Annotated in this window: 19 protein-coding genes; 12 read left to right on the top strand and 7 right to left on the bottom strand. The window is 65.9% G+C overall.

The annotated features are described in order from the left end of the window. Positions 1–27 precede the first annotated feature (27 nt). The 4 genes from B4U45_RS27635 to B4U45_RS27650 form a co-directional block, all read right to left on the bottom strand. Positions 28–582, bottom strand: coding sequence for a hypothetical protein (locus B4U45_RS27635; protein ID WP_241780124.1), 555 nt, complete (start codon positions 580–582; stop codon positions 28–30). Positions 583–593: 11 nt separating this feature from the next. Continuing rightward, a complete protein-coding gene (locus tag B4U45_RS27640; RefSeq protein ID WP_131808239.1) occupies positions 594–809 on the bottom strand; it encodes a hypothetical protein in 216 nt (71 codons plus the stop codon). Between the two features lie 111 nt (positions 810–920). Continuing rightward, positions 921–2,387, bottom strand: coding sequence for a TfuA-like protein (locus tag B4U45_RS27645; protein ID WP_075545206.1), 1,467 nt, complete (start codon positions 2,385–2,387; stop codon positions 921–923). After that, positions 2,384–3,640, bottom strand: coding sequence for a YcaO-like family protein (locus tag B4U45_RS27650; protein ID WP_075545207.1), 1,257 nt, complete (start codon positions 3,638–3,640; stop codon positions 2,384–2,386). Before B4U45_RS27650 ends, B4U45_RS27645 begins: the two co-directional genes overlap by 4 nt. A 594-nt stretch (positions 3,641–4,234) precedes the next feature. Between B4U45_RS27650 and B4U45_RS27655 the strand changes: the two genes are divergently transcribed. The 12 genes from B4U45_RS27655 (at position 4,235) to xerD (ending at position 15,994) form a co-directional block, all read left to right on the top strand. After that, positions 4,235–4,585, top strand: a complete 351-nt coding sequence (locus B4U45_RS27655; RefSeq protein WP_089025167.1) for a DUF732 domain-containing protein — start codon at positions 4,235–4,237, stop codon at positions 4,583–4,585. 55 nt (positions 4,586–4,640) lie between these two features. Beyond that, positions 4,641–5,471, top strand: coding sequence for a tetratricopeptide repeat protein (locus B4U45_RS27660; protein WP_089025166.1), 831 nt, complete (start codon positions 4,641–4,643; stop codon positions 5,469–5,471). A 7-nt stretch (positions 5,472–5,478) separates the two neighbouring features. Next, positions 5,479–6,489 (top strand): HAD-IIA family hydrolase, encoded by a 1,011-nt coding sequence (locus B4U45_RS27665; protein WP_075549562.1) that lies wholly within the window; start codon positions 5,479–5,481, stop codon positions 6,487–6,489. Positions 6,490–6,513: 24 nt separating this feature from the next. Beyond that, positions 6,514–6,690, top strand: a complete 177-nt coding sequence (locus B4U45_RS27670) for a hypothetical protein (protein WP_089025165.1) — start codon at positions 6,514–6,516, stop codon at positions 6,688–6,690. Positions 6,691–6,698: 8 nt separating this feature from the next. Continuing rightward, positions 6,699–7,508, top strand: coding sequence for a TlyA family RNA methyltransferase (locus B4U45_RS27675; RefSeq protein WP_083154612.1), 810 nt, complete (start codon positions 6,699–6,701; stop codon positions 7,506–7,508). After that, a complete protein-coding gene (locus B4U45_RS27680) occupies positions 7,505–8,440 on the top strand; it encodes an NAD kinase (RefSeq protein WP_075549560.1) in 936 nt (311 codons plus the stop codon). Before B4U45_RS27675 ends, B4U45_RS27680 begins: the two co-directional genes overlap by 4 nt. 3 nt (positions 8,441–8,443) lie before the next feature. Further along, on the top strand, positions 8,444–10,201 hold the full coding sequence (gene recN, locus B4U45_RS27685; protein ID WP_122526444.1) for a DNA repair protein RecN: 1,758 nt from the start codon (positions 8,444–8,446) through the stop codon (positions 10,199–10,201). 161 nt (positions 10,202–10,362) lie between these two features. After that, entirely contained in the window at positions 10,363–11,544 is a 1,182-nt protein-coding gene (gene steA, locus B4U45_RS27690; protein ID WP_075549558.1) for a putative cytokinetic ring protein SteA, read from the top strand. A gap of 22 nt (positions 11,545–11,566) precedes the next feature. Continuing rightward, positions 11,567–12,520 (top strand): copper transporter, encoded by a 954-nt coding sequence (locus tag B4U45_RS27695; protein WP_075549557.1) that lies wholly within the window; start codon positions 11,567–11,569, stop codon positions 12,518–12,520. Positions 12,521–12,667: 147 nt separating this feature from the next. Then, positions 12,668–14,440, top strand: coding sequence for a CTP synthase (locus B4U45_RS27700; RefSeq protein ID WP_075549556.1), 1,773 nt, complete (start codon positions 12,668–12,670; stop codon positions 14,438–14,440). Beyond that, a complete protein-coding gene (locus B4U45_RS27705) occupies positions 14,433–15,056 on the top strand; it encodes an NUDIX domain-containing protein (protein ID WP_075549555.1) in 624 nt (207 codons plus the stop codon). Before B4U45_RS27700 ends, B4U45_RS27705 begins: the two co-directional genes overlap by 8 nt. Further along, positions 15,053–15,994: a site-specific tyrosine recombinase XerD gene (xerD, locus tag B4U45_RS27710; RefSeq protein WP_075549554.1), complete on the top strand. Its 942-nt coding sequence runs from the start codon at positions 15,053–15,055 to the stop codon at positions 15,992–15,994. The genes B4U45_RS27705 and xerD overlap by 4 nt, the downstream gene beginning before the upstream one ends. A gap of 106 nt (positions 15,995–16,100) precedes the next feature. Here the strand turns inward: xerD and B4U45_RS27715 are convergent, their stop codons facing one another. The 3 genes from B4U45_RS27715 to B4U45_RS27725 form a co-directional block, all read right to left on the bottom strand. Continuing rightward, entirely contained in the window at positions 16,101–17,357 is a 1,257-nt protein-coding gene (locus B4U45_RS27715) for an ATP-binding protein (RefSeq protein WP_082275670.1), read from the bottom strand. Positions 17,358–17,943: 586 nt separating this feature from the next. Then, the gene (locus tag B4U45_RS27720) at positions 17,944–21,168 is read right to left on the bottom strand and encodes a DEAD/DEAH box helicase (RefSeq protein WP_075549584.1); all 3,225 of its coding nucleotides are present in this window, start codon (positions 21,166–21,168) and stop codon (positions 17,944–17,946) included. 126 nt (positions 21,169–21,294) lie between these two features. Continuing rightward, the gene (locus tag B4U45_RS27725; protein ID WP_075549553.1) at positions 21,295–22,047 is read right to left on the bottom strand and encodes an O-methyltransferase; all 753 of its coding nucleotides are present in this window, start codon (positions 22,045–22,047) and stop codon (positions 21,295–21,297) included. Between the last annotated feature and the right edge of the window lie 89 nt (positions 22,048–22,136).

Genomic DNA, 22,136 nt, shown 5'->3' on the forward strand with positions numbered 1-22,136 from the left:
TTCATGAGAAGCTCGCAACTGCCTAGCTTACTCCCAGAACTCTGCCGCAAATAAGAATAAGCCCCAACTAAATGCGGCACCGTAACGTGTTCCCTGCCATTCGAATTGGTACTCCTCATATCCGGGGAGAAGTTTATCGAACAGGGACCATTGATCGCCGTCTGTCATGGGGCCAAAATATTGCGTGAACTCTGTTATGTCGATGCTCCATGCGGGAAGCTCAGTTGGCAAATGGACTGTTGGCGAATGACCTCTAACGTGCCAATACCGCGCCGAGGCAAGCAGTCCGCCTTCGCCAGTGGCGTTGAAGTCGAATTCAGGCCACAATACGCTGCTATATGTCAGTGACGTGGAGTCCTGACCCGCCCCCAGGAGCTTCTTCAAGGTTTCAAATCGCGACGTCTTGTCGCCAAGAGTTTCGGTCATCTGGGCATGTATGCGCTCCGCGTCGCTCACCGAGAACCCGTATTCAGCTAGTTTGGCTTCTAGTACTGTAGCTTTTTTGTTGACCATTCTTATCTTCATCGTCATGAGCAGGTACACTTCGAACTCGAAGATTGCGACAACCGAGGCTGTATTCACCACTTATCCGTTCACTTACCTAGGTAGGGCATAAATTGGGTAAGGTCACCTTTGAAGACTGTGACCGATCCGTCAGGATGTACCATCATTGCCACTCGCTGAGGTAGGGCCACCGGCAGTACAACCTTTGTTCCATCGGGGAGGTTGGCGATTCCGCCGGTATCACCAAAAGCTGCTTTTGCAGCAATATCGGTTGCCTCCACAGCTTGTTGCTGATCCAGGTGCAAGCTGGTCACCTCGTGCGCCAGCGTAGCTGCCGGGGTGACCTTGGGCAGTGCCGCGGGGCATCGATGTCGCTGCCTACCAAGAGGTTCGGCCGCCTTCTATACGGCGAAGCGTTACCCGGTTCCCATACTGCGGCCAGAACCGAGCCTGCCGACCTCGAGGGACGGCAACTCGTCGTCGGCGGCCGCCACCGCGAAGGGGGTAGCGGCGGTATAGAACGCGTCCTCGGTCATCAATCCTCGCTGCGCCAGCTCGATTCGGTTCACCTCGGTGCGCCATCGGTTGCCGAATAGACGCTTGAGTTGTCCAGGATCCGGGCGGCGCACGTTCAAATGTGGCTTCTGACGGGCTAATTCGTCCCGCTGCGCGAGGGCGCGGGCGGCCATGGCGCGCCATTCGGGCAGCCGAGGGTCTGCCCGCAGCAGTTCGAGGAAGTGCTGGATCGCCGGGAGCGACCGGGCGAAAAAAAGGGTGCGGGTGGTCAGTCGCGCCGAGACCGCAATCGGATCGTCGCGCAGGCTATCGTTCTCCTCGGCGGTGAGCCAGTGTGCCCTGACGTGCTCGGGAAAGCCGGACTCGTCGATGATGCCGGTGGCTTGCGCATAGCGGTGGGCGACGGTCTCCAGCGAGCGCAAATAGCTGTCGGCCGCTACTTCGGCGACGGCCCGGGCGGCCCGCTCGCACACCGCGCCGCCATCGTCGGGGTGCGTCAGATTCCAGTACCAGGCGGCGACCTGCTCCAGCGCCGGGACATATGCCCATCGATCGATCGCGCACACGCTCAGCAGCGAAAGGACGTCAAGGTCACCGACATCGACGGCCGACTGGGCTCCGCTGTCGGTGGTGACGGGAACGGGTGTCGCAGGCGCCCACCGCTGCCGCCAGCGCTCCGACCATATCGTCGGAGGTGGGCCCGGCCGCACGGAACGGCCGCCTTTGCCGCGGACCACCTCGCGCAGCGCCAAGAGTGCGTCGGCGTGTTTGATGTCGACCCGCAGTGACCTCAATTGTGTTGCCAAAATGCGGCTTTCCGGAGCGCCGACAGCCTCCAGCAATCGATTCCAGGTACGCTGGGTAAACGGGGTGCTGCGTGCGGTTTCGATCAACTGGTCAGCCAAAATTGCTGATATCAGCCCGGATTCGACGGCCCGCGCGACGGTATGGCGAATGTTGACCAGGGCGTCCACAAACACCGGATAACCGTCTTCGGGGTCGCCGTGCACCATCCCCACTTCGTCATCGGCTTCGAGCAGCCCGTCGCGATAGCCCTCGAAGACCCAGCCGTAGCCTTCCATGCCGAACGGGTGCAGCTCTGCGGCGCGCAACGCTCCCATGCTCGATGAACCGACCACCCGCACCCCATCGTCGATGAGGGTCAGCAATTCCTTGTGCCGGACCGACGCCTGCTGGAAGAAGAGTCCGTCGACGATCAGCAGGGTGTCGCCCGGCCGCAACCCGTATCCGAGCGCCTGACCGAACGCGATCGGCGCCACCACTTCGGCAGTGGGCAACACGGCATGGATATCGTCGGCGCCGATCGTTGGTCCCGCGGTGACGACGACCCGGCCGTTGGTTGTCATCCGTGCTCCTGTAGGGGGGTTCGCATCGGCGAATGTATGGAAGCCGACAGTCCGGGGGCGACGACCTTGACCACGGGGACGCAGGCGTCGTCGAAGTCGCAGACGACGGCGAGGGGCTCGACGCCCGACCGGACGGTCACGGCGGTCGCCGCCGTGGCGAGCAGCTCGGTCAGCGAGTTGCTGTGGTCGATGTGCCAGGGCGTGGCGGGCGCGGCGGGCATCGACTGCATCGATCGACGAGCCGGGGCATACGTGTGCACCCGGGCGAACCTGTGGTAGATCGCCGAAGGGAGATCCTCGCGAGCCCCGCTGATGGCCGTCAGGCGCGATTGCGCGGCCTCGGTGATCGCCCGGGACAGCGCCACGTTGGGGTCGTGGTGAAGCCCGCTGCCACTGAACGGAATCTCGGCCATGGGCGAGGTGATCTCGGCGGCGAAGCAGTAGAACCCGTCCCAGCTGCCGATCCGGGCAACGCGCAGTTCGCTTCCGGCCCGCTGAATCATCTCGACCAGTTGGGCGCACTCCGAGCGGGCGACGTCGTCCAGAGGTACCTCGAACAAGGTCGATCCCGGCGCGGCCGTGGCCATGCCATGGCGCTCCATGATCTCGTAGAGCCCGTGCAGGGTGGCCTCGTGGTAACTGTTGCCGGAAGCCAATCCCGTGGTGTCCATCCCGAACATCGGCGGTCCCCAGGAGTCGCTGATCGCCACGTTGACGACGGTGGCCAGCCACGGCACAAAGGTTCGGCGGCCGGTCAGCAATGTCGTCGCGATCATCCAGTCGAGCTTGGCGCCGGGATGGTAGAAGCTTCCGGCGGGCCGGTGGAGGTCGGCCGGGTCATAGGTCAGTTCACGGGCGAGATCTGTTGTGCTCCTGGATAAAAGGTCGGCAGTGATGCTCTCCACGTGCCAGTTCTCCAGCGATTCCATGACGGCCGAGACCTGGGCGGCGCGGTACGTGGTGGCCTTCCCCTGACTGACCGACAAGGTCAGCGAGGCGGGCCGCACGGCCTGGACGGTGGGAATTCCGAGATCGTCCAGCCAGGTCAGGTCGGCGACGCGGGTGATCCCGGCCCGCTCCAGCGCAGGCTGAACGGCTTGCCAAGTTTGATCGGGCGAGATGACCCGGTGAGTGCCCGCCCGATATCCGATTGTGGTGGGGTCGGCGTGACCCAACACTCGTGGCGGCCAATGTGACCAGTCGGGTCCAGCTTTCATCAGTGGCTGGGTGCCGAGCCCGGACAGTTCCGACATGGCTTTTCACGCTACTTAGTTGCCGGGTTTGCGGCGGGACATTGCGACGGGTGCAAGAGAAAATCCCAGCGGGATCTCATCGCGGAGGGGGAGGGGGGCGGCGATGAGACCCCGCTGGGCGGGTGATTCGGCGGGGATCCCAGACTTGGGGGGTGGGAGGCGATGGGACCCCCGCCGAAGTTCTAGTGGTTGGCGGCCTCGGTCGCGCGGTGCAGGAGTTCTTGGGACATCTGGGAGAACTCCTCGCTTCCTTGGCCTCCGGAGCGGGTTCGTGATGCTTCAGTTCCCGCTCCGAGACCAATCTTCCGAGGCTTGGCACTCCGCTGCTATCCCACAACTGGCTAATAGCCGGGGGAAAATTTGGGTCCCCCAGTAGCGGGGTCCGCGTGTCCCCCGATTGGGGGACAGGGTGCTCGGCGCGAACGTGCGCATGAAATCGCCGTCTCTAGACGTTCGCGGCTACGCAGATCGATTGCGAAACGGGTTAGTGGGCAAACCTTTACCGCACCGTGTTGTGAATGTGACCGCCGCCCAGCAGTGTATTCAGCGATTTATGTGGCACGTGTCCAAGAACCGACAGATGAGAAGGCGGAGATGACGGCATCGATGATGGCCCTTCGACTCTTGGCCTCGGCTGCCGGGGTGCTTGGCATGTCCGCGACCATGGCGGCACCCACGCACGCCGACATGATGGGTAATGCCTTCCTGACGGCCTTGAACAACGCCGGCATTTCATATGGGCAGCCGGCGGCGGCGATGGCGATCGGCCGGTCGGTATGCCCGATGGCAGTCCAACCGGACGGGACGTTCGAATCCGTCGTCGCGAAAATGGCCGAAGACAACGGGATGTCGCACGATGTGGCAGCCGCATTCACCATTGTCGCCATCGCGACGTATTGCCCGGCGGTGATCTACCCGCTGTTGCCCAATCGGCTACAGGCATAGACCGATTGTGAGGACCGATTGTGAGCTGATCGGATGTGCCCGTAACCTCTAGCGGGTGGTCGACGACAGGCATGACCGCAGCGGCGAACGCAGGCCGCGACCGGCATCGGGTGGTGTACCGCGGCGTGGTCCACAGCGAAAGCGTGACGTTCCCTGGTCGGGTCCGGGCCGGGCTCGCCCGGCTCACCCGCGATCGGCACCTTCCGAGGTAACCCGCGAGTCTCGGGACGGGCCGGCGATCCCGCCGGGAGTGGATGCCAAGCAACTGGCGCCGGAGATCCGGCGCGAGCTGAGCACCCTGGACCGGGCCACCGCCGATGCGGTGGCGCGGCACCTGGTGGCCGCCGGGGAGCTACTCGACGAGGATCCCGAAGCCGCCCTGAGCCACGCGCGTGCGGCCCGGGCCCGCTCGGGCAGGATCGCCGTCGTTCGCGAGGCTGTCGGGATCGCCGCCTACCGCTGCGGCGAGTGGGCTCAGGCGCTGGCCGAGTTGCGCGCGGCGCGGCGAATGGGCAGCAGATCCCCGCTGCTGGCGCTGATCGCCGATTGCGAACGCGGTCTCGGCCGCCCGCTGCGAGCTATCGAACTTGCGCGCGGCCCCGAGGCGGCCCAGCTGAGCGGCGATGACGCCGACGAGTTGCGGATTGTCGCCGCCGGCGCGCGTGCCGATCTCGGGCAGCTGGAGCAGGCGCTGACCGTGTTGTCGACGCCCCAGCTCGACCCGGCCCGCACCGGCTCGACGGCGGCGCGACTGTTTTACGCCTATGCCGAGACGCTGTTGGCGCTCGGGCGTCGCGACGAGGCGATGCGATGGTTCTTGCGCGCCGCCGACGCTGACCTGGAAGGCGTCACCGACGCCGAAGACCGGGTCGCCGAGCTGGGTTGAGCATCAGGTGAAAAGTCTTGCGCAGCAGTATGATTGCCTGCTGATCGACCTGGATGGGACGGTATTTCGCGGTCGGCGGGCCACCGAGGGCGCGGTCCAATCGCTGGCGGAGGTGAGCAGCCGCAAACTGTTCATCACCAACAACGCGTCGCGCAGCGCCGACGAGGTCGCGGCGCATCTGCGCGAGCTCGGCTTCGACGCCGCCGGCAGTGACGTGGTCACCAGCGCGCAGAGCGCCGCCCGGGTGCTGGCCGATCAGCTCCCTGCAGGTTCACCCGTGCTGATCGTGGGCACAGACGCGCTGGGGGCCGAGGTCGCCGCGGTGGGGCTGCGTCCGGTGCGTCGCTGGGACGACGGACCGGTTGCCGTGGTTCAGGGTCTCTCGATGACCACCGGCTGGCCTGAGCTTGCCGAGGCCGCGCTGGCCATCCGGGCCGGCGCCCTGTGGGTGGCGGCCAACGTCGACCCCACCTTGCCCACCGAACGCGGCCTGCTGCCGGGCAACGGGTCACTGGTCGCGGCGCTGCGCACGGCCACCGGCGCCGAGCCGCAAGTGGCCGGCAAGCCGGGTCCGCAATTGATGGCCGACGCCGTGGCCCGCGGCGATTGCCGTGCGCCGTTGGTGATCGGCGATCGGCTCGACACCGACATCGAAGGTGCCCACGCCGCGGGGCTGCCGAGCCTGATGGTGCTCAGTGGGGTCAACAGCGCGCGGGACGCGGTGTTCGCGCCACCGCGGCAGCGTCCCACGTATCTTGGCCACGATCTGCGCTGCCTGCACCATGATGGCGAGCTGCTGGCGATAGGGTCACAGCCGGGCTGGCGGGTCGACGTCGCCGACGCGACGGTAACGGTCAGCGCCACCGGTGACCAGGACGGGGATGATCTCTCGGTGGTACGTGCGGTCGCGAGCGCGATCTGGGACGCGCATCCGGACGGACGGCCCGTCAGTATCGGGGCCGGCGACGAGGTGGCCCGCGACGCATTGCGCCGCTGGTCCCTGGAGCGCGGTGACTAGGCGGCAACTAGCGTAGGGAGCGCAATGACTATTGACCCTGATCAGATTCGCTCGGAAATCGAAGCCCTGGTAGCCCAGCTGCCCGATGTCGACGACGCCGAAAACGGGCCGTCTCTTGCCGAGCTCGAGGTCATCGCGCGCCGTCTGTCGGAGGCTCACGACGTGCTGTTGCGGGCCCTGGAGTCGGCGGAGAAGGGCTGAGGGCAACGGTGGCCCGGCGTGCCCGCGTTGACGTCGAGCTGGTGCGGCGCGGCCTGGCGCGATCTCGTCACCAGGCTGCGGAATTGATCGAAGCCGGCAAGGTGCGCATCGACGGCCTGCCGGTGGTCAAGCCGGCGACCGCCGTGGCCGTCAGCGCGGCGTTGACCGTCGCGGCGGATGGCGCCCGCGGCTGGGTTTCGCGGGGTGCCCACAAACTCATCGGCGCGCTGGATGCCTTCGCGGTTCCCGTTCAAGGCCGGCGCTGCCTCGATGCGGGCGCGTCGACCGGCGGGTTCACCGAGGTGCTGCTGGACCGGGGTGCCGCCGAAGTGGTTGCCGTCGATGTCGGCTACGGCCAGCTGGCCTGGTCGCTGCGTAGCGATCCGCGAGTGGTGGTCGTCGAGCGGACCAATGTGCGCGACGTGTCGCCCGGGGCGGTCGGCGGCTGCGTCGACCTCATCGTGGCCGACCTCTCGTTCATCTCGCTGGGCACGGTGTTGCCCGCGCTGATCGACTGTGCGTCGCCGGGCGCAGATATTGTTCCCATGGTGAAGCCACAGTTCGAGGTGGGCAAGGGGCAGGTCGGTCCGGGCGGGGTGGTTTCGGACCCGCAGTTGCGCGCGGACGCGGTGCTGGCTGTCTCGCGGCGTGCGGACGAGCTGGGTTGGCACACCGTCGATGTCGCGGCCAGCCCGCTTCGGGGTCCGGCGGGCAACGTCGAATACTTCCTGTGGTTGCGCGCACAGACCGATCGATGGTTGGCCGGCGACGAACTGGTGGCCGCGGTGCGCCGGACGATGAGCATGGGGCCGCAGTGACTTCACAGACGAGCACCGAACGCACCGTCCTACTGGTGGTCCACACCGGACGCGACGAGGCGACCGAAACCGCGCGTCGCGTCGAGAAAGTATTGGGCGACAACAATATTGGGCTTCGAGTGCTGTCCGCCGAGGCGGTCAACCGCGGATCGCTGCGGCTGGCTCCCGACGACATGCGAGCCCGGGGCGTGCAGATCGAGGTGGTCAACGCCGACCCGCACGCTGCCGATGGCTGCGAGTTGGTGCTGGTGCTCGGCGGTGACGGCACCTTCCTGCGGGCAGCCGAGCTGGCCCGCAACGCCAGCATTCCGGTGTTGGGTGTCAACCTGGGCCGGATCGGATTCCTGGCCGAAGCCGAGGCTGAGGCTATCGACCTGGTGCTCGAACATGTGGTGGCACGGGACTACCGGGTGGAAGATCGGCTGACCCTCGATGTCGCGGTGCGCCACGGCGGCCGCGTCATCGACCAGGGCTGGGCGCTCAACGAAGCGAGCCTGGAAAAGGGCCCCCGGCTGGGCGTGCTGGGGGTGGTCGTCGAAATCGACGGCCGTCCGGTGTCGGCTTTCGGCTGCGACGGGGTGCTGGTGTCGACGCCGACCGGGTCCACCGCCTATGCGTTCTCGGCGGGCGGCCCGGTGTTGTGGCCGGATCTCGAGGCGATCTTGGTGGTGCCCAACAACGCTCACGCGTTGTTCGGCCGGCCGATGGTCACCAGTCCGGATGCCCGGATCGCGATCGAGATCGAGGCTGACGGTCACGACGCCCTGGTGTTCTGCGATGGCCGCCGCGAAATGCTGATACCCGCCGGCGGGCGGCTCGAGGTGACCCGTTGTGACACGCCGGTCAGATGGGCACGATTAGACAGCGCGCCGTTCACCGACCGTCTGGTGACCAAGTTCCAGTTGCCGGTGACCGGTTGGCGCGGGAAGTAACCGGTGCTCACTGAGATCCGAATCGAGTCGCTGGGCGCCATCAGCACCGCCACCGCCGAGTTCGATCGCGGGCTGACCGTGCTCACCGGCGAGACCGGTGCCGGTAAGACCATGGTGGTCACCGGGTTGCAGTTGCTGGGCGGTGCGCGGGCCGACCCGACCCGGGTGCGGTCCGGGGCTGATCGCGCCGTTGTCGAAGGCCGTTTCGTCACAACCGATCTCGACGATGCCACGGTCGCCAAGCTCGACGAGATCCTGGACGCCTCCGGGGCGCAGCGCGACGAGGACGACAGCGTGATCGCATTGCGCTCGGTCAGCGGTAACGGCCCGTCGCGTGCTTACCTCGGCGGTCGCAGCGTGCCCGCCAAGTCGCTCAGCGGTTTCACCAACCAACTTCTGGCGCTGCATGGCCAAAACGACCAGTTGCGGTTGCTGCGACCGGAGGAACAACGCGGCGCGCTGGACCGCTTCGCGGCCAGCGGCCACGCGTGCGAGCGCTACCGCAAGCTGCGCGACGCGTGGCTGTCGGCGCGGCGGGACCTGTCTGACCGGCGTAACCGGGCGCGCGAGCTGGCCCAGGAGGCGGACCGTTTGCAGTTCGCCCTCAACGAGATCGACGCGGTGGACCCGCAGCCGGGCGAGGACGAGGCGCTGGTCGCCGACATCGTGCGGCTCTCCGAGCTGGATACGCTGCGCGAAGCCGCGTCGGGGGCGCGCGCGGCGTTGGCCGGCGGGCCCGACGACACGTACGGCGTCGGTGCCACCGAATGCCTCGGGCGTGCCCGGGCGGCTCTGGAATCGACCGACGATGCCATGCTGCGGGCGCTGGCCGAGCAAATCGGCGAGGCGCTGACGGTGATTGTCGATGCGGCCGGGGAGCTTGGCAACTATGTCGACGAGCTGCCGGCCGATGCCAGCACCCTGGACGCCAAACTGGCCCGCCAAGCCCAATTGCGTACTCTGACACGCAAGTATGCCGCCGATATCGACGGGGTGCTGCGGTGGGCTCGGGAGTCCCGGGACCGGCTGGGCCAACTCGACGTCTCCGAAGAGGGCTTGGCGGCGCTGGAACGCCGCGCCGAGCAGCTGGAGCGCGAATTAGCCCAAGCGGCAGTCGATCTGAGCAAGATTCGGCGCAAAGCGGCCAAGAAGTTGGCCACCGAGGTCACGGCAGAGCTGTCCGCCCTGGCGATGGCAGACGCCGAATTCACCATCGGCGTGAACACCGACCTGGCCGAGCACGACGATCCCGTCGCGTTGACGTTGCCTTCGGGCGAGCCGGCCCGCGCCGGTGCCGATGGCATCGACAACGTCGAGTTCGGCTTCGCCGCACACCGCGGTATGACCGTGCTGCCGCTGGCCAAAAGCGCATCCGGCGGTGAGTTGTCCCGGGTGATGCTGGCGCTGGAAGTGGTGCTGGCGACCTCGCGGAAACAAACAGTCGGCACCACGATGGTGTTCGACGAGGTCGACGCCGGGGTCGGCGGCAGAGCGGCCGTCCAGATCGGGCGACGCCTGGCGAAGCTGGCGCGCACCCATCAGGTCATCGTGGTCACGCATCTGCCCCAGGTGGCTGCGTATGCCGACGTGCATTTGACGGTGCACAGCACCGGACGCGGCGGCGCCAGCGGGGTACGCCGGCTGAACGACCAGGAGCGCGTCGCCGAGCTGGCCAGGATGCTGGCCGGACTGGGTGAGTCGGACAGCGGCCGCGCCCACGCTCGTGAGCTGCTCGACGCCGCGCAGAACGACCAGATCTAGCCTCCCAACGTCGACGTCGTGTTGCCATCTGGTCGCGATCGGCCAACAACTCGGCGCCGCGCGGCGTCGTGTGTGACAGTTGTGACTCTATATAACTTATGGGGCTGATGTTACGGCGCGCCTCCCGGCTCCGGCCGTGCATCCCCGACAGAATCGCCCCCATGAAGATGTCCGCACTTCTGTCTCGTAACACCGCCCGGCCAGGTCTGGTCGGCACCGCCCGCGTCGACCGGAACATCGACCGCCTGCTGCGGCGGGTCTGTCCCGGTGACATCGTGGTCCTCGACATCTTGGATCTGGACCGGATCACCGCGGACGCACTGGTGGAAGCTGACGTCGCCGCCGTCGTCAACGCATCGTCGTCGGTTTCGGGTCGCTATCCGAACCTGGGCCCCGAGGTATTGGTCAACAACGGGGTCACCCTGATCGACGAGACCGGGCCCGAGGTCTTCAAGAAGGTCAAAGACGGTTCGAAGATCCGGTTGTACGAAGGCGGCCTGTATTCGGGCGATCGCCGGCTGGTCCGCGGTACCGAGCGCAGCGACCACGACATCGCCGACCTGATGCGGGAGGCCAAGAGCGGGCTGGCCGCCCATCTGGAGGCGTTCGCCGGCAACACGATCGAGTTCATCAAGAGCGAGAGCCCGCTGCTGATCGACGGAATCGGCATCCCCGACATCGACGTCGACATGCGCCGCCGGCACGTGGTGATCGTCGGGGAAGAGCCTAGGGCCACCGACGACGTCAAAGCGCTCAAGCCGTTCATCAAGGAGTACCAACCGGTGCTGGTCGGCGTCGGTACCGGCGCGGACGTGTTGCGCAAGGCCGGGTACCGTCCGCAGCTGATCGTCGGCGACCCCGACCAGATCAGCACCGAGGTGCTCAAGTGCGGCGCCCAGGTGGTGTTGCCCGCCGACGCCGACGGCCACGCGCCCGGCCTGGAGCGCATTCAGGATCTCGGTGTCGGGGCGATGACGTTCCCGGCCGCCGGCTCGGCGATCGACCTGGCGTTGCTGCTTGCCGATCACCACGGCGCCGCACTGCTGGTCACCGCCGGCCACACCGCCAACATCGAGACGTTCTTCGACCGGACGCGGGCGCAAAGCAACCCGTCGACCTTCCTCACCAGGCTGCGGGTGGGGGAGAAGCTGGTGGACGCCAAGGCGGTCGCGACGTTGTACCGCAACCACATTTCGGCTGGAGCCATTGCGCTGTTGGCGTTGACGATGCTGATTGCCATCATCGTCGTCTTGTGGGTGTCACGCACCGATGGTGTGGTGCTGCACTGGATCATTGACTACTGGAACCGCTTCTCCCTCTGGGTGCAGAACCTGGTGACCTGACCCCTTCGAGGACGGTGCCTTCATGATCTCGTTACGTCAACATGCGATTTCGCTGGCTGCCGTCTTCCTGGCGTTGGCGATTGGAGTGGTGCTCGGTTCGGGCTTCTTCTCCGACACGCTGCTGTCCAGCTTGCGTAACGAGAAGCGGGACCTGGCCGCCCAGATCACCGGACTCAACGACCAGCGCAACGCGCTCAACGAAAAGCTCAGCGCGGCAAATAGTTTCGATAACCAGGTGCTTGGGCGGATTGTGCACGACGCGTTGGCGGGCAAGTCGGTGGTGATCTTTCGGACCCCGGATGCCAACGACGACGACGTCGCCATGGTGTCGAAAATTGTGGGGCAGGCCGGAGGGTCGGTCGTCGGCACTGTGTCGCTGACCCAGGAGTTCGTTGAAGCCAACTCGGCGGAAAAGCTGCGGTCGGTGGTGAATTCGTCGATCCTGCCCGCCGGTACCCAGCTGAGCACCAAGCTCGTCGACCAGGGTTCACAGGCCGGTGACCTGCTGGGGATCGCCATGCTGACCCCCGCCAACTCCACCAATCCGCAGGCCCCGCCGGTGGACGACGCCCAGCGCGGCACCGTGCTGGCGGCGCTGCGCGAGACCGGCTTCATCACCTATCAGCCCGCGGATCACATCGATGTGGCAAACGCCGCGATCGTCATCACCGGCGGGGGCTTGCCCGCGGACGCCGGCAACCAGGGGGCCAGCGTGGCGCGGTTCGCCGCCGCGCTGGCGCCGCACGGTTCCGGCACCGTGCTCGCCGGCCGGGATGGTTCGTCGACCGGCAGCGCGGCGGTCGCGGTCACCCGTGCAGATGCCGGCATGGCCGCCACCATCAGCACCGTCGACGACGTCGACGCCGCGCCCGGCCGCATCACGGCGATCCTGGCCCTACACGACCTGATCAATGGGGGTCACCCGGCCAACTACGGCACGGGCCACGGGGCCACCTCGGTGACGGTTCCCCAGTAGTCCCCGATAGTCACCGGCTACGACCGGTCGGGCGTGTTCGCCGCGAGCGGGCGTCGCGGGTGTTAGGGTGGGATTCCGTGGGTCGGCAGGCCCAGCTAGGTCAGGCTAGAAAGGCAAGCCCTGCCCGTCTTCACGGAGGTCGCCCAGGTGCGCAAGCATCCGCAAACTGTCACCAAGCACCTCTTCGTCAGCGGCGGGGTCGCATCCTCGCTCGGCAAGGGATTGACCGCGAGTAGCCTCGGCCAGCTGTTGACCGCCCGCGGGTTGCAGGTCACGATGCAGAAACTCGATCCGTACCTCAACGTCGACCCGGGCACCATGAACCCGTTCCAGCATGGCGAGGTTTTTGTCACCGAGGATGGCGCCGAGACCGATCTCGACGTCGGCCACTACGAACGCTTTCTCGATCGCGACCTGTCCGGCTCCGCGAATGTAACGACCGGACAAGTGTATTCGACGGTGATCGCCAAAGAGCGCCGAGGCGAATACCTCGGTGACACCGTCCAGGTGATCCCGCATATCACCGACGAGATCAAGCGTCGCATCATGGCGATGGCCCAACCCAACCCGGACGGACACCGCCCCGACGTCGTCATCACCGAAATCGGCGGCACCGTGGGCGATATCGAGTCACAGCCCTTTCTGGAGGCGGCGCGCCAGGTGCGCCACGACCTCGGCCGGGAGAACGTCTTCTTTCTGCACGTGTCGCTGGTGCCCTACCTGGCCCCGTCGGGCGAGCTCAAGACCAAGCCGACCCAGCACTCGGTGGCCGCACTGCGCAGCATCGGTATCACCCCGGACGCGCTGATCCTGCGCAGCGACCGCAACGTCCCCGAAGCGCTGAAGAACAAGATCGCCCTGATGTGTGACGTCGACATCGACGGCGTGATCTCCACTCCCGACGCGCCCTCGATCTACGACATCCCCAAGGTGTTGCACCGCGAGGAACTGGACGCGTTCGTGGTCCGCCGGCTCAACCTGCCGTTCCGCGACGTCGACTGGACCGAATGGGACGACTTGTTGCGCAGGGTGCACGAACCGCACGAATCGGTCCGAATCGCCTTGGTGGGTAAGTACGTTGAGTTATCCGACGCTTACCTGTCGGTGATCGAGGCGTTGCGGGCCGGCGGGTTTAAGCATCGGGCCAAAGTCGAGATCCTCTGGGTGGGTTCCGACGATTGCCAGACTGACGGCGGTGTCGCGGCGGCGCTGGGCGATGTCCATGGGGTGCTGATTCCAGGAGGGTTCGGCATCCGCGGCATCGAGGGCAAGATCGCTGCCATCTCATACGCCCGGGCTCGGGGCCTGCCGGTGCTGGGACTATGCCTGGGTCTGCAGTGCATCGTGATCGAGGCCGCCCGTTCGGTCGGTCTGAGCCAGGCCAATTCGGCGGAATTCGAACCCGACACCCCTGATCCGGTCATTTCCACGATGGCCGACCAGCAGCGCATCGTGGCCGGCGAGGCGGATCTGGGCGGCACCATGCGCCTGGGTGCCTACCCCGCGGTGCTGGAGCCGGATTCCATTGTGGCGCAAGCGTATCAATCGACGAAGGTGTCGGAGCGGCACCGGCACCGCTACGAGGTCAACAATGCCTACCGGGATCAGATCGCCCGAAGCGGCCTGCGGTTTTCCGGGACCTCACCCGACGGCCGGTTGGTCGAGTTCGTCGAGTACCCGCGTGACCAGCATCCGTTCCTGGTCGGCACCCAGGCTCACCCCGAGTTGAAGAGCCGGCCCACCCGCCCGCATCCGCTGTTTGTCGCATTCGTCCGAGCGGCCATCGACTATAAGGGAGGCGAGCTGCTGCCCGTCGACATCCCCGAGATGGCCGAGCCCGTGTCAAACGGAAACGAGCGGCGGAACGAGCATCGAGACGGCGTCGCGCCGCCGCTACCTGAGCCCGCGACTCGTGGCTGAGCACGACTTCGAGACGATATCGTCCGAAATCTTGCATACCGGAGCGATTTTCGCGCTGCGCCGGGACCGGGTGCGAATGCCGGGTGACACCATCGCCGTGCGAGAGGTCGTCGAGCATTACGGTGCCGTCGGTGTCGTCGCGGTCGACGATGGCGGCAACATCCCGTTGGTCTATCAGTACCGCCACCCGTTCGGTCGGCGGCTGTGGGAGCTGCCGGCCGGATTGCTGGATGCGTCGGGGGAGCCGGCGCATCTCACCGCCGCCCGTGAATTGCGGGAGGAGGCGGGTTTGCGGGCCGCTATCTGGCAGGTGCTCGTCGACCTGGACTCCACGCCGGGCTTCAGCGACGAATCGGTGCGGGTCTATCTGGCCACCGGGCTCAGCGAGGCGGAGCAACCCGAGGCGCACCACGAAGAAGCCGACATGACGGTGCAGTGGTTTCCCCTCGCGGAGGCGGCGCGGAAGGTGTTCAGCGGCGAGATTGTCAATGCCATTGCGGTGGCCGGGATTTTGGCCGCGCAGGCCGTGACCGGTGGGCTGGCTCAACCGCGTCCGGTGGACAGCCCCTGGATCGACAAGCCGACGGCCTTCATGGCGCGAAAGAACGCGCGTTGACGACGCTGCCCCTGGGCACACAACTGCAGGGCTACCTTGACCATCTGGCGATCGAACGGGGCGTGGCGGCCAACACCCTGAGTTCTTACCGGCGCGACCTGCGCCGCTACACCAAGCACCTCGAAGACCGGGGAATCACCGACCTGGCCGCCGTCGGCGAGGACGACGTCAGCGAGTTTCTGGTGGCACTGCGGCGCGGTGATCCTGAATCGGGGGCGACGGCGCTGTCCGCGGTGTCAGCGGCCCGCGCGCTGATCGCGGTGCGCGGCCTGCATCGGTTCGCCGCCGCCGAAGGCCTGGCCGAGCTGGATGTGGCGCGCGCGGTCCGGCCGCCGACACCGGGCCGGCGGCTGCCCAAGAGTCTGACGGTCGACCAGGTGCTGGCTCTGCTGGAAGGTGCCGGCGGCGACAACCCGGCCGACGGACCGTTGACCTTGCGCAACCGGGCTCTGCTGGAGCTGTTGTATTCCACCGGGTCGCGAATCTCCGAAGCCGTGGGTCTCGACGTCGATGACGTGGACACGCACGCCAGGTCGGTGTTGTTGCGCGGCAAGGGCGGTAAACAACGGCTGGTGCCAGTGGGGCGCCCGGCCGTGCACGCGCTGGACGCCTACCTGGTGCGCGGGCGCCCCGACCTGGCCCGGCGGGGCCGCGGCACCGCGGCCATTTTTCTCAATGCCCGCGGCGGCCGGTTGTCACGGCAAAGCGCCTGGCAAGTGCTGCAGGATGCGGCCGAGCGTGCCGGCATCACCGCGGGTGTGTCGCCGCACATGCTGCGGCATTCGTTTGCCACCCACCTGCTCGAGGGCGGCGCCGACGTCCGGGTGGTGCAGGAATTGTTGGGCCATGCCTCGGTGACGACGACACAGATCTACACGCTGGTCACCGTTCATGCATTGCGGGAGGTGTGGGCCGGGGCGCATCCCCGCGCGACGTGACGGGTGCCGTCGGGCAACTGCTGTGCGCGCCGGCGCCCAAAAGCGTTGGCGCGATGCTGGCTGCGGCAATAACACTTGAAATTTGTTGCAAGTCATATGTCCACCCTCAAGCGGACCAGAGGACGTCGATAGGGACGGCGGCGAAGCGATCGCCGAATGGCTGGGCTTGTGGGCCGGTGTGGAGGATGAGGCCGGCGGCGAAGCGTTTGCCGAGTTTGTCGCGGAGTTTTGTGATCCAGCGGGTGTCTCGGCCACGGAGGGTTGCTGCCGACTTGATCTCGATCGCGGCAATGAGGCCATCTGCGGTTTCCAGTATGAGGTCTACTTCTGCGCCGTCTCGATCGCGGTAGTGGAACATTCGAGGCGACTGTTGCGACCATCCGAGTTGTCGCCGGAGTTCTGAGATTACGAAAGTTTCGACGATGGCTCCTGCCGCGTCTGGGTTGGCATTTGGTCCGACTCCGGCAGGTGAGACGTTGACAAGGCGAGCGGCCAGTCCAGAGTCGAGGAGGAGGACTTTCGGTCGATCGACGACACGCTTCGAAAGGTTAGTCGACCATGAGGGTATGCGGTCGATGAGATACAGGATCTCGAGAAGGTCGAGATATGGTGGCAGGGTACGCACGGGGATCTCGGCGTCGGCAGCTAGGGAGCTCAGGTTGAGTTCGGATGCACTGCGTGCGGCTAAGAGTCGGATGAGGCGCGGCAGGTCGGCGATGCGCTGCAGATTGGAGACGTCCATCGCGTCGCGCTTGACGATGCGGTCGATGTAATTATCCAGCCACGCATTTCGGCGTTTGGTTGACTTTCGGCTGACAGCCTCGGGGTAGCTGCCGGTACAAGCGCGGGCGAGATAGTCGTGACGTGCCAGGTTACTCTCGTGACCGAGGAAGAGGTCGCCGGCTAATAGCCGGTCGATGAAGGTTTCAGTGACTCCTTCGAGTTCGCCTTGGCTGAATCCGAAGGGTTCAAGGCTCTCAGCCCTGCCGGCGAGGCTGTCCTCGGTCGCCAGGAGCTGTAAGAGATTGGCGGACCCGGTGAGCAGATATTGACCCGGCCGATCGTTGGCGTCAACGCTGGTCTTGAGCGCAAGAACCAGTTCCGGAACCCGCTGCACTTCGTCGATCGTGAGTAGTCCGTCTGGGAATTGGCGAACGAAACTGTAGGGATCTGTGGCCGCTGTTGTTCGGGTCACGTCATCGTCAAGTGTGACCAATCGTCCGTCGAGCCGGCGCGTGATCTCGGCCGCAAGGGTTGACTTGCCAACCTGACGGGCGCCCTGAACGACGACGATCCGTGTGTCGCTGAGTGCCTCGTCAACCCGCGGAAGCAGGTTCCGGGCAATGCGAGACGGCGGATTCACCTCAACCGTGTATCCGATTTTCGCCGATTTGCGAGCATATTGTCGCCGATATGCGCCTGTACTTTCGCTGATTCGCGGATACGTGCTCGCCGATTCGCGATATCTGACGGGACCGGTGGTCTCTCGGAGCCAGGGATGTCGGGGCGGACCGGCGGCGGTCGCACGACAGCTTGGACCATTGCGCGGCAGCACGTGATCTCATGTTCAGCAGCCGGTTGACGTCAGGCATGTCGAAGTCGCGGGTGTGCCGCGCGCCGGGCGGGCGCCCAGGGCAGTTACTCGGTGCGGATCCAGCAGTCGGGACAGTCCATCTGGAGGATCCCGCCGATCAGCCAGTGCCGCATGCCCCGAGAACTGCGGCAGACGGTCAAATGCGGTGTTGACGCGTACCGGGCGGGCGTCCTCGGGATTGAGGTTGGTGTGGTAACCCCGAAACCTAGAGCCGCACCGCGTGCGCGTCCCTCACTTCACCGATAAAGCGCTGACACGCATTAGCCAATCAAACCGCCCTGAACAGCACGAAAACCCTGGAGCGCCGCATGCATTCGGTCATGGCGCGCGGGTACGGCAAGACAACGCCCGGACCTCAGCTCAGCAGTCCGCGGATGTCGTCGGCGGTCAGCGCGGAGGCGAAGGCGTTGCCGTCATCGATCACGCTGGCGAAGAGCTTGGCTTTGCGCGCATTGAGCGCGACGACCTTGTCCTCGATAGTGTCGCGGGCGATAAGGCGATACACCATGACATTGCGCTTCTGCCCGATGCGGTGGGTGCGATCGACAGCCTGGGTTTCGGTGGCCGGATTCCACCACGGGTCGAGCAGGAAGCAGTAGTCGGCCTCGGTAAGGTTCAACCCGAAACCGCCGGCCTTGAGACTGATCAGGAAAACCGGCGCAGTCCCTTCCTTGAACTGCTGAATCACCTTGGGGCGGTTGCGGGTTCGCCCATCCAGGTAGCAGTAATCGATGCCCTCGGCGCCGAGGCGATCACGCACCCGGCCAAGGAAGCGAGTGAACTGGCTGAACACCAGCGCGCGGTGGCCGCCGTCGGCGACGTCGCGCAGTTGCTCCACCAAGACATCGATTTTCGCGCAGGTCATCGCGTCATGCGTAGCGTCGACAAGGCCAGGGTGCAGCGCCATCTGGCGCAGCACGGTCAGAGATTTCAGGATCGTGAATCGGTTGCGCTGCATGTCGTCGAGCAAGCCGAGCACCTTCTGGCGTTCGCGGTGCAGTCGCTTGTCATAGAGCGAGCGGTGTCTGGGCGGCAGCTCGATATCGAGCGATTGCTCTTGCTTGGCTGGCAATTCGGCCGCCACCAGTCCCTTGGTGCGGCGCTTCACCAGGGGCTTGATGCGGCGGCGAAACAGTGCGAGCAGTTCCGGATCGCCGGTCTTCTCGATGGGTTTGGCGTAGTAGTCGGCGAACTTCGTCGGGCTGGGAAACAGTCCCGGGGCGGTGATCGATAGCAGCGACCACAGTTCCATCACGTTGTTTTCCATCGGCGTACCCGTGATTGCCACCTTGATGGGGGCGGGTAGCCGGCGCGCGCACTGGTAGGTCTTGGCGTGCCGATTCTTTACGTACTGGGCTTCGTCCAGAATGAGGCCGGACCAGATTTGGGCGGCGTAGGCGTCGAAGTCGAGGCGAAACAAGGTATAGGAGGTAACGACGACGTCGGCGCCGGCGACCAACTCGTCAAGGTCGATGCCGCCACGGCGCAGGGTATCGCTGATCGCAGCCACCGACAGTTCCGGTGCGAACCGCGCGGCCTCCGCGGCCCAGTTTGAAACCACACTCGAGGGCGCCACCACCAAGAACGGGGCCGGACTCGGATCCTCTTGCCGGACATGGCAGATCAATGCAAGCGACTGGAGCGTCTTGCCCAGGCCCATGTCGTCGGCGAGGATCCCGCCCAGCCCGTGCGCGTGGAGCGTGGCAAGCCACGAGAAGCCGTCGGCCTGGTAGGGCCGCAGCTCGGCGCGCAAGCCGCTGGGCATCGGCACCGGTTCAACTCCCTGTAGTGCGCGCAGTCCGCGAACCTGCCGACGCCACTCGTCGGCCTGTTGGGTGACCACTCCCAGTGCGGCGAGTTCGTCGAACAGCCCGGCCTGGAACCGGCTGATCCGGGGTGGACCCTCGTCGGCATCGGTGAGCGCGCGAGCCTCCTCGATCAGCCGGCGCAGCTTCACCAGCTCCGGCTTGTCCACCGCAAAGTAGGCGCCGTCGGCCAGTAGCACATGTGACTGGCCGGAGGCCAGCGCGGTGAACACGCTGACGAACGGAATCTGCTTGCCTTCAAGGCTGATTGTGATGTTCAGGTCGAACCAGTCCGTCTGTCCAGGCACCGCATTCGTGGCCACGCCGATGACCAGGGACTCGCCGGCCTCCCGATAGTCGACGGGGTCGCCGGTCACCTCCAGCATGACGTCGGACAGCCCGGTGAGCAGCGGTTGGAGTTCGGTGGTGAACCGCATCGTCTCCAAGCCGCACAATTGGGCTCGGGCAATCAGCCTGCCGTCGGGGGCGCGGAGCCCGAACCGCTCCAGCGGGGCGTCGATGCCGCGCGCAAGCCCATTCTCCGTGTCCGGGTCGCGGTAGCCTCGATCACCAGACGCGTCCACACCGACGCGAAACTCGCTGTCGCCCACCCGGTACGCCCACTGCAGCGTCAGCTCGACCTCGTGCTCGCCGCGATAGTCGGCACGTAGCACCAGCGTCGGCCCGGTGATTGTCGGCGGCGTGAACGAGCTGTCCGACGATGTGATGGCCGCGATGTGCCGCAGCTTCGGGTAGTACTCGGCGGTGAACTGCGCCGCCTCAGCTGCGGGGATGGTCAGGATCTGATCGCCAAGGGTCATCCGCTGCAACGTCACCGAGACCGGCTGGTCCATCCGTGCCAGCCGCAGCCCGCCGTCGGAGCAGACCACGCCATGGCCCGACGACCCGATGAAAGCCACCGCTTGCGCGGCCGCTCCGTCGACTTCAAGCAACGGCATGACCGTGAGGTTGCCCGATGGGTCGGCGGTGACATCCAAGGACAGGCGTGCCGAAGCATACGGCAGCACGTCGTGGTGGTCCTGCGCCTGCACTAACCGCACGCCGACTCGGCGCACCTCGTCCAGTAGCGGCCACAACTGGGGCGATTCGAACTTCAGCAGCGAGATTGTCTTCACGTCCCCGTACGAGGTATACGAATAGCTGTGGTAGCCAGTCGAATTCGGGGCTGACGTCCGGTAGGCGGCATAGAACTCTTGTAGCACCTGGATGTGCGCGTCGGGATAACCGTAGTGCCGCAGCGCGGCCAAGCGGCCCCAGCTCAGGTCGGCGGCGACCCAGCCACCGCGCTTACCCGGGCGCACCACCCGCGCGTCCAAGCCGCTCGCCGACAGGTTCAGCTCGATAGCCAGCGGCGTGCCGACGACGCTGCCCGGCGACGATGTCGGGAACAATGCGTCCAGCGACGTGCGCCACGGCGATGGAGCCGGGGGCAAGGCCGATGGGCGTTGCGATCGTGTCTTCGTCGTCCCGCTGGCCGCGATGAGGATCGCGGCCACATGCTTGCAATCCACCTGCATGGGGCAGGTGCACAACCCGATCTCGAGACACCAGGAGTCGGCGTAATCGATCGACAGTTGCGCGGTGGTGGTATAGGTGCGGCCCCGATTACCACGAACGCTCCCCGTGAGATTGTCGTCGCCGGGGTTCCACAGACAACGCACCACTCGTCCTTCGCGGGCGTAGGCCAGGCCGCGACGGTAGGTGTCGGCGCCCAGATGCGATTCGGCGTCGTCGAGGTCGATCGAGGGATACATCAGTGACTGCACGCCCGCACCGTAACGACCCGGTCCGACAAAAACCGATAGCCACGCCCGCCCACTAGGCAAAGTGGTGCGGATGAGGCTCAGGTTTCGGGTGTGGCGACACTGCTCGCCGGGCGACTAACTCAGGTACTCCGATTCCAGCACCAGGTCGGGCACCAGGGTCTGGTATTCCAGGTGAGCCTTGTGTTCCACGGTGTTCCACAGCCTGCCCTGCTCGCGCCGCATGTAGGCGCGGTACTTCGGCGCGCCGGGCACCAGGACGTTGTCGGCTACCACGATCGCACCCGGATGCAGCCAGTCGCGGTCCAGGATGGCCTGCAGGTCGTCCAGGTAGACCTTCTTGTCATGGTCGATGAACACGAAATCTAAAGTGCCAGAAGAGAATCCGTGTTCGTGCGCCAGCACGTCCAGGGTGCGTCCGCCGTCGCCGATGGTGCCGACCACACAGGTCACCCGGTCGGCGACGCCGGCATGAGCCCAGATCTGCCGGGCATTGGCGGCGTTGGCTTCGGCCAGTTCGACGGAGTACACCCGGGCCGTCGGCGCCGCCCGGGCGATCCGCAGTGCGCCGTAGCCGCAGTAGGTGCCCAGCTCCAGCGCCAGCGCCGGGTTGGCCCGCCGCACCGCCGCGTCGAGCATCGGCCCCTTTTCGTCGCCGATATTGATCAGCATCGACTTTTCATAGGCGAACTTGTCGATGGTGGCCAGCACGTCGTCGATGTCGCCGGCACGGGCGTGCCGGAGTACGTAGTCGACAGCGGCCGCTTCGCGACCGTCACCGATCTGACCCGTCCTGGTGAGGTTGCGGATCCCGGGTGCCATGCGCCAGACCGACCACCGCAACGGGGCCATGCGTGCTCTGAAGCTCATCGTTGCCAGCTTACGTACAGTCATTGATCAGCCGAGACCAATGCGCGGTGTTAGCATCCTTTGCTTAGAAAAACCAATTTGTCACGCGC

This window comes from Mycobacterium persicum, from assembly GCF_002086915.1.
Taxonomy (GTDB): Bacteria; Actinomycetota; Actinomycetes; order Mycobacteriales; family Mycobacteriaceae; genus Mycobacterium; species Mycobacterium persicum.

Bases quoted from the DNA above. Each gene is read 5' to 3' on its own strand.
- B4U45_RS27645 (WP_075545206.1), bottom strand. From the start codon at position 2,387: ATGACAACCAACGGCCGGGTCGTCGTCACCGCGGGACCAACGATCGGC.
- B4U45_RS27650 (WP_075545207.1), bottom strand. From the start codon at position 3,640: ATGTCGGAACTGTCCGGGCTCGGCACCCAGCCACTGATGAAAGCTGGA.
- B4U45_RS27655 (WP_089025167.1), top strand. From the start codon at position 4,235: ATGACGGCATCGATGATGGCCCTTCGACTCTTGGCCTCGGCTGCCGGG.
- B4U45_RS27670 (WP_089025165.1), top strand. From the start codon at position 6,514: ATGACTATTGACCCTGATCAGATTCGCTCGGAAATCGAAGCCCTGGTA.
- steA (WP_075549558.1), top strand. From the start codon at position 10,363: ATGAAGATGTCCGCACTTCTGTCTCGTAACACCGCCCGGCCAGGTCTG.
- B4U45_RS27695 (WP_075549557.1), top strand. From the start codon at position 11,567: ATGATCTCGTTACGTCAACATGCGATTTCGCTGGCTGCCGTCTTCCTG.
- B4U45_RS27720 (WP_075549584.1), bottom strand. From the start codon at position 21,168: ATGTATCCCTCGATCGACCTCGACGACGCCGAATCGCATCTGGGCGCC.
- B4U45_RS27725 (WP_075549553.1), bottom strand. From the start codon at position 22,047: ATGAGCTTCAGAGCACGCATGGCCCCGTTGCGGTGGTCGGTCTGGCGC.